The 12,767-nt window shown below is 50.2% G+C and carries 10 protein-coding genes; 6 read left to right on the top strand and 4 right to left on the bottom strand.

Annotated features, from left to right (window positions below):
• Window positions 1–52: 52 nt before the first annotated feature.
• Window positions 53–1,318, top strand: coding sequence for a hypothetical protein (locus tag H6624_07790; GenBank protein MCB9084232.1), 1,266 nt, complete (start codon window positions 53–55; stop codon window positions 1,316–1,318).
• 39 nt (window positions 1,319–1,357) lie between these two features.
• Here H6624_07790 and H6624_07795 read toward each other — a convergent pair whose 3' ends face one another.
• Window positions 1,358–1,714, bottom strand: coding sequence for a nucleotide pyrophosphohydrolase (locus H6624_07795; GenBank protein MCB9084233.1), 357 nt, complete (start codon window positions 1,712–1,714; stop codon window positions 1,358–1,360).
• A 147-nt stretch (window positions 1,715–1,861) separates the two neighbouring features.
• Here H6624_07795 and H6624_07800 point away from each other — a divergent pair, with 147 nt between their 5' ends.
• Both H6624_07800 and H6624_07805 read left to right on the top strand, forming a co-directional pair.
• Entirely contained in the window at window positions 1,862–4,039 is a 2,178-nt protein-coding gene (locus tag H6624_07800; GenBank protein ID MCB9084234.1) for a hypothetical protein, read from the top strand.
• A gap of 91 nt (window positions 4,040–4,130) precedes the next feature.
• Entirely contained in the window at window positions 4,131–5,795 is a 1,665-nt protein-coding gene (locus tag H6624_07805; protein MCB9084235.1) for a hypothetical protein, read from the top strand.
• A 206-nt stretch (window positions 5,796–6,001) separates the two neighbouring features.
• Here H6624_07805 and H6624_07810 read toward each other — a convergent pair whose 3' ends face one another.
• Both H6624_07810 and H6624_07815 read right to left on the bottom strand, forming a co-directional pair.
• On the bottom strand, window positions 6,002–6,910 hold the full coding sequence (locus tag H6624_07810; GenBank protein ID MCB9084236.1) for a hypothetical protein: 909 nt from the start codon (window positions 6,908–6,910) through the stop codon (window positions 6,002–6,004).
• A 74-nt stretch (window positions 6,911–6,984) separates the two neighbouring features.
• Window positions 6,985–8,802 (bottom strand): HAMP domain-containing protein, encoded by a 1,818-nt coding sequence (locus H6624_07815; protein MCB9084237.1) that lies wholly within the window; start codon window positions 8,800–8,802, stop codon window positions 6,985–6,987.
• Window positions 8,803–9,028: 226 nt separating this feature from the next.
• Between H6624_07815 and H6624_07820 the strand changes: the two genes are divergently transcribed.
• The 3 genes from H6624_07820 to H6624_07830 all read left to right on the top strand — a co-directional run bounded on the left by H6624_07820 (window position 9,029) and on the right by H6624_07830 (window position 11,555).
• On the top strand, window positions 9,029–9,628 hold the full coding sequence (locus tag H6624_07820) for a hypothetical protein (GenBank protein MCB9084238.1): 600 nt from the start codon (window positions 9,029–9,031) through the stop codon (window positions 9,626–9,628).
• A 195-nt stretch (window positions 9,629–9,823) separates the two neighbouring features.
• On the top strand, window positions 9,824–10,948 hold the full coding sequence (locus tag H6624_07825) for an AAA family ATPase (GenBank protein ID MCB9084239.1): 1,125 nt from the start codon (window positions 9,824–9,826) through the stop codon (window positions 10,946–10,948).
• 70 nt (window positions 10,949–11,018) lie between these two features.
• Complete coding sequence (locus H6624_07830) at window positions 11,019–11,555, top strand: hypothetical protein (GenBank protein ID MCB9084240.1); 537 nt, start codon at window positions 11,019–11,021, stop codon at window positions 11,553–11,555.
• 39 nt (window positions 11,556–11,594) lie between these two features.
• On the opposite strand, the gene H6624_07835 is transcribed toward H6624_07830, so the two are convergent.
• On the bottom strand, window positions 11,595–12,677 hold the full coding sequence (locus tag H6624_07835) for a DUF2145 domain-containing protein (protein ID MCB9084241.1): 1,083 nt from the start codon (window positions 12,675–12,677) through the stop codon (window positions 11,595–11,597).
• Window positions 12,678–12,767: the final 90 nt, after the last annotated feature.

A 12,767-nucleotide genomic window follows, 5' to 3' on the forward strand; every position in this document is an offset into this window, starting at 1 on the left:
CAACCCGCACAAGTTAGTTGTTTTGCGCTCTGAGTTTGGTAAGCTTGGCACCATGAAACGTTCGAAGATTGTTATTGGCACCGTTGGTGCTGTTTTGCTTTTGTTGATTTCGATTTTCGCATGGCAGAGGTTCACTGACTCCAACCGCCTCCGACCTGTGAGCGATGAGGAATTGGGGGAGGCCATTTATCTGGCTGCCCAATACTTAGAAAAGCAAATTGAAGCCGACGGGCGGTTTGTTTACCGCGTCAATGCCAACTCAAAGATTGAGGTCCCTGACAAATACAATGTCCTTCGCCACGCAGGCGCTATCTATTCTCTGGCTATGTATCTCAAGGCCTACCCCAACGAGGATTTTAAGGCTAAGACTTTGCAGGCGACCAAGTATTTAATTGATAACTCTCTAGGACCGGTGCGGGCAGCCCCCGGAACTTCCACCCTGTGGTCCACTCCTGAAATCCTTCGCGATCCCAAGTTTCGTCCCCAATCGAAATTGGGTGGAGCTGGCTTGGGCCTGGTGGCTTTGGTCAGTAGTTACCATCTCGACCCCAGTGTTATCGCTAAGGAAAAGCTAATAGAGGTCGGCCGATTTCTTGAGTTTATGCAAATGAAGGATGGCAATTTTCACTCTAAGTATTTTCCCGACAAGGAGGGGCGTTCCAATGCCTGGGTCTCGCTGTACTATCCGGGAGAAGCCGCTCTAGGGGCCGTCATGCTTTATGCCATTGATCCGGATGTCCGCTGGCTCACCATCAGCGCCAAGGGGCTCTCCTATTTGGCCAATAAGCGAAAGGGCCAAGGCACCAATGTGGAAGCCGATCACTGGGCTCTTCTTGCCACCAAGGGACTTCTTTACCATCTTGACGAGTTTGAAGACCCTCCCGCACCACGAGAGATGTTGATCGAACACGGCAAACAAATTGTTCGCAAGATGCTTGAGGATTTTGATTCGGTGTCTTCTCGATCCGTCGCCTATGGGGGCTCCACCCGCGATGGAAGAACCACTCCGACGGCCACTCGCCTTGAGGGACTGCTGGCTGCTTATGAGTTTTTGCCAGATTCTGAAGCAGAGTTAAAAGCCGAGGTTTTGCGGATCTGTGAATTGGGCATCGCCTTCCTAATCAAACACCAAATCCGCCAGGAAGGCCCCTTTAAAGGTGCGATCCCTCGAGCCATCGGTCCGGTTAAAAAAGGGAAAGACCGAAAATCAATTCGCCAGTTCAACCAGAGGGCGACTGAAATCCGCATCGATTATGTTCAACATGCACTCAGCGCTATGCTGCAATTGAGGGATATTCGCCAAAAGGCCCGCCCCTAATGCCCCATTGGTCACCTTTAGATTTGCTCTGAAAATCGATTATAGCTGATCGTATTTGTCGTTTTTACCGTGGGCCTTTTCCACCGGATACCTGATTGCGTTTTTGGCCATCTTTTGATCCAGAGCCTGCCCCAAATCGAAGTCATTCCTCTGAGCAAAGCGAAGGAGAAAAAATAGGGTATCCGCCAACTCATCCGCCACATATTCTCTCTGCTTGGGGTGCTGCAATAAGGCCTTTGACTGATCGTCATTTTTAAAGCGAAAGATCTCTAACAACTCAGTCGCTTCAGTAACCAGTCCAATGGCCAGGTCCTTGGGGCCATGATATTGATCCCAGTCTCTGGCCTCGCAAAATGCCTGAACTTTTTCCGTCCATTTTCGCCAATTCTGTTCCATTTTTAAACCTCGCTGAAGTCATTGGATCTAGCCCTTTGGCTAGCATTCCTCAAGCTCAATTTGGATCAATTTTGAGGTCCAGTTTTCCAATTCGCTTCTCAGTCGATTTTCTTGAAATTCCGATAGGTTACATAAGGAGAATCGGTTATGGCCAACTACCTAAGACGCTTAATACTCGCTTTCTGTTTGTCCGCAGCTTGCTACTACGCAACCGAAGATTGGTACCGACGTACTAATGTTTCCATTGCCAGCACGGGAAGACAGGAACCCATCGCACTTTTGCAGGATCTCACCAACGAAGTGCAACGGAAACCCCTCACCCGCGTGATTTGGGAAACCATCTCCAAGGACGAAAACTTGTTTGCCGGTGAGGCCATTCGCACGTCCGATGACTCAGAAGCAAAAATCATGTTTTTGAAATCCGGAACAGTGATCGAACTCGAACCTGATTCGCTGGTGGTGCTAGAGGAAACGGACAGCGGGCTCTCTCTTGATTTCCTAAAAGGTAACCTATTTGTCAAAACAGCGGGCCAAGGAGCTCCAGGCTCAGAACTGACACTCAAATCAGGAAAAAGCGAAATCAATCTGCAGAATGCTGATATCAGTCTCTCCAAAAAGGGCCAGAGTGACTCAGTTGACGTTCAGGTTTATGGCGGAACTGCCCAGGTCAAACAGGGCGAGAAAACGGTTACCCTCGACAAAGACAAGTCAGGAACTCTGAGCCAACAGGGAATGGATGTGACCAAAACACAAATCAAGGTTCTCTCTCCCCTTCCTGGTGATCCTGTCTACATCGATTCAAAACGCAGAGAGCCGGTGCAGTTTCAGTGGGAAAAACTCTCTGCCGACTACCGCGTGTTTGTTGAGCGTGGCCGCAGCCGAAACCGTATGGTTCGCAGCCGAGAGGGATTCGCCACTGGCGACAAAGGTCAATTTGCCGTCACTTCAGTAGCCGGCAAGTACTACTGGCAGCTCGTGGCGGAACCCACAAAGCCGGGCCTGCCGGTTTTGAAGTCAGCCGTCATTCCATTTGCCGTGATGGCAAAGGTCCCTCCCGTCCAGCTTGAACCTGAGAACCGGGCACAGTTGGTTATTGAAGCAGCCGACCCCACCGTGCGCATCAAGTGGGCCAACCCGGCCAAGCTCAAAAGTCTCCTTGTCCAAGTGGCCGAAGATCCTCAGTTGAAAAATTCCATTTTGCAGGAGCCTCTCAACGACAAGCTCAACTTTAAAGACATCACTTTAAATAAATCTGGAGCCTACTACTGGCGGCTAACAGGCTTTATGGACATCAAGGGCAAACTGCAACCTGTGTCCAGTGAAGTGCGGGTCTTTCAAGTCCAAGTCGGGGCCGAACTTGTTCCGCCAGAACTTCGCTCTCCACTGGCTCAGCAATCAATCAGCTACAACCAAGTCGTTGAAAAAGGGCTCTTTCTTTCATGGGATCCCGTCGCTGGAATTCCTGCCTATCAAGTGACTATTGAAAAGGGTGAGACTGCTGACCGACGTCTGGCATCTATTGAAGATGTTAAGAACCTCACATTCACACCGATCTTGGATTCAGAGGTTAATTCTTCTCCGGTAAGGGCCAATGATCTCACCAGCGGCGTATACAGGTGGACCGTGGTTTCTGTGGATTCCAATGGCAAAAAATCAGAACCGGCTCCCTACCGGCTGTTCACCATTACCGATGTGCCTCGCGTGGACTGGGCCCTGGGACCAGAACCTGAAAATTACCAATATTATACCAAGAAGCCCGCATTGATCGTTAAGTGGTTAAAGGGCGACAATCCCGCTGTCACCCGTTGGCGCTACAAATTGGTTCCTGAGGGATCAGACATGGACAGCGAAAAATGGAAAGTAACTACGACCACTGACCTTCGCACCTATGTTGATACAGAAGGAACCTGGCAGATTCTGGTCGAAGCCTTGAATGACAAGAACCAAACCGTAGCCAAATCGAGTGTCAAAGAAGTCAACGTTACTCCCAAACCTCTCCTGCCAAGTCCCAATTTTGCCTCCGAGCTTCCCGAAGTTCTAAAGGCCAACCGCAAGGGGGACCTAAGTCTTCGCTGGGATCCTGTCAACGGAGCGCAAAAGTATAAGCTCATGCTGAAGAACAACAAGGGGAAAAAGGTTAAGGAAATGACTCTAACCTCAACTAACTCGGATTTAACCAGGTTAGCACCCGGCGACTATCAAGTATTTCTTCAAAGTGTAGACGAACACGGTCGAAACGGTCCGGTGAGCACAGGTCGAACCCTTCAGGTACCAAAGACAAGTGATATTAAAGCACCAAAACTTAAGACAATTCAGGTGAAATAGATAGGTCGAATTCTTGAAAAGTAACCGGCATCTTTTCATATCAACTAGGATTCTCCGAGGGCGGCCCCGCCCTGCCGGAGAGGTGGCATTGGTGAAAACCCTTTTGGTAAAAGGGGTTTTTGCCGCTTGCTTAGGAAGCCTAGGCTCGCTCAGTTTTTTGGCCGGCGGACCTCAGGCCATTGGAGCTGAGTCATCCACGGTTCGCCGAGACGTTAATCTCGAGTGGGAAGAAGTCGAATTTGCCACCAGCTATCAAATCCGCCTGACGCGCAAGCCCCGTCCCGACTCCAGTGAACCCTCGCGAACCTTTAAAACCAATGAGCCCAAATGGAGTGGAGACCTCAAGCCAGGGTTTTACACCATGGAACTTCGCTCTTACGACGACCGAGGAGTTCCCGGTGAGTGGAGTGAGCCCTCGGAATTTTGGGTTAAGATCCCGCCCCCAACTCCATTAACTCCTGAAGCCAATAAAGGGATTCGCACCAAGGAAACGAAGGAATACGAAACCAGATTCTCTTGGAAGGCTTTCTCTGGCGCCAGCAGATATAAGGTCGAAATCGAATCTGAAGATGGATCGTTTAAATCGAGCAAGGAGGTAGAGGAGAACAAGCTTGAGTTGGATCTGCCCGTCGCCAAAATCTACAAGTGGCGAGTCTATGCCTTGATGGGGGAAAATCTGGATCCCGGTGAAATTCCCGAACAATGGCGAAAGTTCAGTCTGGTGGGCGCTCCTCTGGAAAAGCCAAACCTGCAGCAGCCTTTAACCAAATATGTCCAGGAGCTCAACTGGAAGGCTCCGGAGTTTGCCCAAGCCTATGACTGTATCGTGCAAAGACGCTCGGGTGAAGACGGTAGCTGGAGGACCGTCAGCAAGGTCAAAGGACATAAGGAAAGTCCTCTCCCTTTTGATCTCTCCAATCCGACCGGATTTTATAAACTCAAGGTCCAGGCTCGATCTTACTTAAGAGAAAAGTCCGAAATTGCCGAAATGGAGTTTGAAGTCCGTGGAGGAATTCGCAGCCCGGCAGCACTTGAAGAAGCCCAATTGAGAGACTCTCTCGAACGGCCCTCGCACATCTACTATATTGCCAGCTATCTCATTACCCAGGTGGACTACACAGGCACAGACCGCGAACTGAACTCGGTCTCCACCTTCAATGCCTTGGGTGGCACAGGGCGGCTGGGTGTAGGTTACCAAAACGCCAAAAGTTTATGGGGCGGGTTTGGTATTGTGGATTTAAGTGGGTTTGACTTAGGCGGCGAAAGATACACCTTCGCCGCCGCCGAAATACATGGAACTTACAAACAGTATTGGGGAAAAAACCAAGTGCTCTATGGAGCCGGCATTTTTCTTAAACAACTTCCCGACCTGAGGGGTAGTGAAAGTACTGGCTTTACAGGCCTAGGAAAGGTGCAAAACTACGGACCGCACATTGGTGTTCAGCTGTGGCGCCCGGTGAGTTCACGACTGGGATTCCAGGCACAGGCAAGGGCCTACGTCTCATTATTTGGTTCGGCACCTAATGGACAATCTGTGGCTCCAGCTTTGTCTTACCAGGCGGGAGTGCTGGGGACCTATCGGATTAATTCGCAAATGATGGGCTATGCGGGATACGTGTATAGGTTGGATAACTCGAATTATGAGGCGAATCCGTTTAGCGCGTCACATCCGGATAGTTTTGCTGAGTCGGGGGATTTGAATTCGTTAAAGCTTGGTGGGCACTACCTCAACCTCAAACTCGAATATTCCTACTAAAAACTGGCCCCCTTGATTGTTGATCCCAACCGCCTCAATCCCTCCTTGATTGTCCGGCCCCTGCGATCGACACGCTTAAAGCCTCAGACATATCTATGTATCCATTTATTGCGTCCGGCAGCTGCGCCATCGCTCAGAGCGCAGCACCACGCCGAACTGGGTTTTAAACATGTTGATCTGCGGAGAACGTCCCCTCAGCCGTTAGGCTACGAGGCCGAAGCCTCCATCAAAGGCTTTGCCCTATTCGGTCGCTTTTGTTTTATTAATACATGGTTGTGAAAATGAATGTAGAGCTGAAGGTGAGCGTCCAGCCTCTCAGGTTTTTTGGTCGTACACCAGGTCTTGCGTACGAGGCGACTGATGTTGTCCCTCAGCATGGCAAATGTGTGATTAAGGGTAAACAATGGGTCAAACCCAAGCTTCTTCAGCTCGCCTTGCCCGGCCACACATCCTCTGCCCCCTTTTACCGTTTGGTGGTCACATTTGGGAAACCACCTTTTCACCGCCCCTCGATAATGAGGGTTTTCGTCTGACTCAATCAAAACCTCGGGGATGGTCTTTGTTGCTAGCCTCTCAAAGAGGGCATTGCGCTGTCGAGGTCTTTCATCAGGTCTGTGGCCGTATTTTTTGCGTGAGATTTTAGCCAGAAGCCCCTTTGCTGGCATGCGAGAAACCACGATTCCAAAGATCCACCTCTCGATGGGGTTGACTGCCATGGTGACCGACAAGGGTTTGCACTTGGTGTGCTCGATGGTTTCAAGATCATCAAATTGAAAAGCAGATATTGAGTGCAGACGTTCAAAGTCCTTTTGGTTTTGCTCTCTGGCTACCTGGGCGAGAAAGAGGAACTTTCTAACCACGGTTTTGCGGTTGGTGCCCAGGAGTAGGGCGATTCTTCTTTGAGAGACACAGGACGCGAGTAGTTCTCGGATTCTGGGATTGATGCGACGTTTTTTCTGCCGGTAGCAAAGCTGAAAGGTGGCCTCGGAATAGGTTCGTCGACAGTGATGACAGCGAAATCGCTTAAGTTTACGTCCGTCCGAAGCGCGAACGAAGGATCCGAACTTCGAATGGCTGGGATTTGGGCTATTGCAGTGAGGGCATTCTCGCTTCATTGCCAGGTAGTAAGGCAAATGGCTTGCCAGGAGAATAGGTTAGGTTATGGGGATCAACAATCAAGGGGGCCAGTTTACGCGATTTTAACTTTGTCGGCGCCTTCGGCCTCATAATCCGAATACTGCGTCTGCACCCTCACCTCTTTCCCACTCTCATCCACATACCCACGAACCTTGTGCAGCTTCAACGCATCACTCTTACCCTTCACTTCCACTTTCCCGGCCTCTTCAACAATAAACTCGCCCTTAACAATTTCTGCTATTTCATTACTCAACAGCAGATCCGTACCAAAGGCCTTCGTCGACGCCTCAATTCTCGACGCCTGATTCACAGTATCCCCAATAACCGTATATTCCATACGCTCATCAGATCCAATTGTTCCTGAAATCACCGAGCCACAATGAAGTCCAATACCCATTTTTATTGGCACCTGACCGCGCTCACCCCGCGTCTGATTTAGTTTATCAAGAGCTTCCCTCATTTCCATGCACGCTTTAACAGCGTTAAATGGATCCCGGTCACTCGGATTTGGAGCACCCCAAACCGCCATAATAGCGTCGCCAATAAACTTATCCACCACCCCGCCGTGGCGATTAATGATACCCACCATGATCTGAAAGTACTCATTCAACATATCGACGACTTCTTCAGGAGTGTGGCCTTCACTAAACTTGGTAAAGCCACGAATATCACTGAAGAAAACTGTCACATCTTTACGGCTGCCACCCAGGTGCAGATCGCCCTTCATCAAGTCGTCTGCAACAGATGAGCCATGGAACTTATTAAGCAAGTTCTTAACTTTGTCGCGCTCCTGAAGACCACTCACCATTTCGTCGAAGGCTGAGGCCAACTGGCCCACTTCATCCAGCGATCGAACATTGGAACGGACGTTGAAATTTCCGGCTGCAATGGCATGGGTCAAATCCACCAATTTCTCGATAGGTGCCGTCAATGTCAGCGACAGCAGAAAAACGACAAACAAGGCAATTGACAGTGACTGCCCAGTAATACGAAATGCTTCCCGCCGCACAGATTTTGCCGCCTCCAGAATGACCTCTTCCGAAGCCTGGGAGATCACTGTGACTCCCATCGAGGTGCGGGCAAAGGCCCCGGTAAAGGCCTCTCCCTTTTCTGACAGAAAGCGCAACTGCCCCTGCTTTAACTGAGAGCGAAGGGCTTCGCGAACAATTGGTACTTCAGCCTTGGTGACATTACCGAAAACTTGTTTTTCATCGGGGTGGGCCAACAGAAAACCCTCGCGATCCACCAAATAGAGCAAGCGCTCGCTGACCCGGCCGAATACCTTTTGCAGGCGGTCCAAACGAATATCGGCCAAAGCGATATGAGTGATGTTTCCATAATCGTCAGCAACAAAAGGAAGTGCCAAAGTAACCAGAGGGGCTCCACCTTCAAGAGTTGAGTTGCGAAGCTCCACCTCGCCGGCGAACACAGCTGCCATGTTGAGTCTCTGACTTCGCCTTTGGTGAGTGCGGACCCGGTCGATGTAATCGGCTCCCAATTTGTACTGCTTCAGATATTCATCATTAACCACTCGATCCAATGGCTTTTGTCCACCACGGGACCAAACCTCAAGTGAGATCAAATCCCGATCCTGCCGAAAGGTAAGAAAAAGCGCCTTTTCCTTTTCCTCTTTTGATGTGTACTCTTTGTGTAGCAAAGATGCGACCATCTTCACCTTGTCCACATAGCCGATCAGTAGGTTTTCGACCTCAGTGGCGCGGGCTCCAGCCTGTCCACGGTTGGAGTCGTTTTCACGAGAAATAGTGATCTTCTCAAACAGGTCTGTACTTTTAAACGCGATCGCCCCGGCCACGCCAAGGATGATGATGAGAGTAAGTACAACCAGTTTGATACTGATTGGTATGCGAATCTTTACACCTGCTTTCACAATTTTCTTGTCGGTATTCAGGCATATAGAGATGAACCGGCAAACGAATTCTAGACCTTCGGCCAACACGATTTCCCAGGTCTAAACATCCGTCAGGATTTTAATCCTAGTTGTTCACATCCCTCATCTTTGCTTAAATGACTATTGAGCCAAAGATAACGGCTCCTACCGGGTAATCTCCTATTGAAATGGGCTGGATGAAGGTCTAGTGGTTGATCAGCGGCGCAAGGTCATGACAATGGCTTCTCTGGGGGGGCTCCTCGTTTTGGGGATGACCCTGTACTCGTCCATGCGCAAAGGACAAGCTGTAAAATCCGGTGACTGGGGACGGGCCAAGAGCGATCCCTCGGTTAAGTCTCTTAGCGCACCCAAGCCCAAGCTAAATTTGATCCCCGTCACCGGCCCTGACCTCAAGCAAGCCATCATCGGGGCTGGTTATCGCTCGACCCTCCTCTATGTGTGGAACTCCAAGTGCCTCAGGTGCGGAGATGATCTCAAAAACCTTCAACGCATGAAGGTATTTTACGAGCCCTACAAAATTGGCATTGCCAGCCTCGTTTTGGACCCGCCCCAGTTAAACGAGTACCTCGTCAATTATTTCACCCATTTCAGTTTTACCCCCAGTTTTTCCCTTTACCAAAGGCAGGACCTTCAGCCGGCATTCTTGAGGGAAATTCACGCTGAGTACACAGGGGTTGTTCCAGCCTTTTTCGTGTACAACCGAATTGGCGAAGTGGTGGATATGTGGACAGGCCCCACCTCTATTCGCGATGTCGACGCTCGGTTTCGTCAGTCTTTCAATCGATAGTAACCCTTCTAAGCAGGCGCATTGTCTGTTTCCTCCCTAGTTGACTCATACCCAGACAGACAGCCCCCACCACCGGGTTTTCACCAGGCAGGAGGCCGTTCTTGAAGATTCGGTTACTTAAGGATTGCTCCTATTGACCTTTCTATCCAAAACTGCTGAACTAGGTCGAATTCCGCAACCACAGGGGGATTGAGGATGTTCTACTCGCGCGCCCAGATCACCAAATTGTTCAGTTGTGAGGAAAATTCCATCCTATCGACTCAGGATTTACTTAGCAGTGAGAAACGTGGAGTTCTTCCCCGAGCAAGGCGAAATGATCAGGACGAACGACGGGTACGAGGATGGGGCGGAGAGCAGCTTCACTCCATTGGACGATCCCTTGGGTTTTTGAAACCTGTCGGCGATGGTCCCTTGGTGTACAGTTTTTTTGTCACCAAGGGAGGAGTTCTCAAAACGGCCCTGGCGCTGAACTTAGCGCGAATGGCTGCAAATCACGGAATCAAAACCTGCGTCATTGGCCTGGACATGCAATGTGACGTCACGACGGCTCTTGGACACATGGAAGACGCGGATGCCGATGATTTGGATTCAGCCCTACGTTGGATGGAAGAAACCAGGGGCCTCTATGACGTCTTTGCCGGCCGAGCCGAGGTGAAAGAGATTATTTTACCGACGGACCTCCCCTATCTCTACTATATCCCTGAGACTCCGGAGTTGGTGGCCTTAGAGCAAGGTCTGCTTCATCGACCTCGCAGGGAGTACTGGCTACAGGAGACCGTCGTCGGGCCTCTGAAAAATGAGTTTGATCTTATTGTTTTTGACTGCTCTCCCAACTGGAACCAACTCATCACCAATGCCTTGGTCGCAAGCGACGTCCTGGTGTCTCCTCTTGAGTGCAAGATCAACAACTTCAGAAACTTTAAAATGTTTCGCAATTTTGTGACTCAGGTCAAAAAAGACCTGCGATTGGGATTTCGCCATTTTTATATTCCGACTCGACTGACATTATCCCGACGCCTCAGCCGAGACATCAAGGACTGGTACCTTGAGAATGTGGCTGAATGCCTGCCAATGGCAATCCGCGATCATACACAAGGCGAAGAGGCTACGGCCATGCATTTATCGGTGCCCGAGTACGCGCCAGGCACACAGGCCGCTGTCGAACTCAACCAGTTCTTGGAAGTCATATGGCTTCCCAATCGCCTGGGCGAGGGACTTGCCGCAGGGACAGCAAAAACGACCCGTCCGTCCCCTTCTTCGGAGGAATTGGCAGCAGCAGGTGAGGAAAGCCTGAAGGGGCAGGAGGCCACTCCTGGTTGACGAGGATGGGGGCGGGCAAACGGAGATTCTCTGAAGCCCGAACTCCGGTAAGCTAGTGAATGAACAGAAATTGAATAGAAAGGACCAGGATGTGGCTCTCTCTCTGGCAGATCTAAAGAAAGCAAAGTCAAAAAAGCGCCCACCTGTAAACCAGGCCACTGAGGTAGGCGACAGCCCCCAATCACCCGCTAAAGGGAAAGGGGACAAGGGCAGGTCTCGCCCAGCCAATCAAAAGGCAACTAAAGGCACCTCTTCCTCCGCGACCAAGTCACCTCGCAAGCCTGGCAAAAAGAAGGCCCCACCCCGCCGCCCGTGGGATGCACCTTCGGAAGTGGCTGAATTAAATGCTAAAGGAGTGGCCAAGAAAGGTGGACAGAAATCAAACTCCCCGCCCGCCAGCCCCCGTTCTGAGGAGGAGGAGGAAACCTCAACCAATTTGGCGACCGGCCCCAGCCTGCGCTTGAGCCTTCCCCATGGGGTGAGCGATTACTTCGTAGCCTTGATTGATCTCAACAAAACCCGTCTTCGCGAAGGTAAGAGGCCCAGCCTCCTTCTCCCTTTTGGCTATAAAGCCAAAGCTCGGAAAACAAAAAAAGCCCGGTCCTAAAACCGGGCTTTGCAAGTCAAAATCTAACTAAACCGCAAATTAGTGATCACCACCGTTGTTATTATCCCAATTGTTGCCATTGTTATAAGACTTCGAGTCGTCCTTGATTAAGACATTCTCAGGGATGTCAATGGGAGTCTCGCTCATAAATATCTTATTGCGCTTCATGTACTCACGCATAGAGAGCACGGAGATCACCTGAACGAGGTCACCATATCCGCCTTGCTTTTTAAAGCTCACTGAATCCGGTCCAAACAGCTTGGCGAAGGCATATTTGCCACGCAGGTGCATGCGGGTGGGGATGTAGTTGGTCTGCTTCAAGACGCGAATTGCATCAGCCCGATTGCGCACCTGGCCGCGAGGGGCCATGGCTGCCGCGAACACTTCCAAAACCCACTGGTTGGAGTTTTGCTCGTGAACATCGTCAAACAAAGCCAGAGCATTATACTTCGGACCCAAGAAGGAATATGAAATCTCATCTTGTAGAACAACCTGCTCCAGGCGCTTTTGGAAATCATAGGTAGGAACGATCACAGTCGATCCGTACTTGTAAGGGTCATCTAAGAAGAAGTTCCAGATACCTTCGTCAAAAAGGTCAGGAACCAGAGTTCCACAAGGCTTCAGCATGTGAACCATCACCCAAGGCTTCTCGGGCAGGTTACGCTCAGCCTGAATTTGCTCAGCCAAAGGGTGGTTACGGAAGGCCAGTCCCAAGTGAGAGTAAACCAGCTTGCGTGATTTATCCACCATCTTATTGATGTGAGAAAGGTGATTGCTGTTGTTGCTGTTGTCATACTGATCATCTTTTCCGTATAGATCTCTCATTGTCAGAAAGCGACCAGAAGCATCGAAATCACGCATAACAACAGAACTACCAGGATCAGTACCGGTACGGGCGATAATCACCACATCCAGCTCTTCACCGCGAGCCTGAGCTTTTGCTCTTTGCTTATTGATTGTGTCGATTGTTTGAGCAGCTAACATTCCGCCGTTAATCAAAGCAGCTTTAGGAATGTCCACTTCTTTACACTTGTTTCCGCCTGCGATTGCATTTGTCGTCAGGCTGAGTCCCGCAGCTAGCACCAGAACTTGGGCTAGTTTTGAAAATTGTGATACCTTCATTCTGATCCTCCGAATCTTCCTTCTTTACTCTTAATTCAAACTTGACCTTCTCGAGGGGGATTACAGAAAAAGCCACACAGCTTAAAGAGA

Source organism: Pseudobdellovibrionaceae bacterium (genome assembly GCA_020635075.1).
Lineage (GTDB): Bacteria > Bdellovibrionota > Bdellovibrionia > Bdellovibrionales > UBA1609 > JADZEO01.

Excerpts from the sequence above, each read along its gene's own strand:
- H6624_07800 (MCB9084234.1), top strand. The coding sequence starts at position 1,862 with ATGGCCAACTACCTAAGACGCTTAATACTCGCTTTCTGTTTGTCCGCA.
- H6624_07795 (MCB9084233.1), bottom strand. The coding sequence starts at position 1,714 with ATGGAACAGAATTGGCGAAAATGGACGGAAAAAGTTCAGGCATTTTGC.
- H6624_07825 (MCB9084239.1), top strand. The coding sequence starts at position 9,824 with ATGTTCTACTCGCGCGCCCAGATCACCAAATTGTTCAGTTGTGAGGAA.
- H6624_07835 (MCB9084241.1), bottom strand. The coding sequence starts at position 12,677 with ATGAAGGTATCACAATTTTCAAAACTAGCCCAAGTTCTGGTGCTAGCT.
- H6624_07810 (MCB9084236.1), bottom strand. The coding sequence starts at position 6,910 with ATGAAGCGAGAATGCCCTCACTGCAATAGCCCAAATCCCAGCCATTCG.
- H6624_07790 (MCB9084232.1), top strand. The coding sequence starts at position 53 with ATGAAACGTTCGAAGATTGTTATTGGCACCGTTGGTGCTGTTTTGCTT.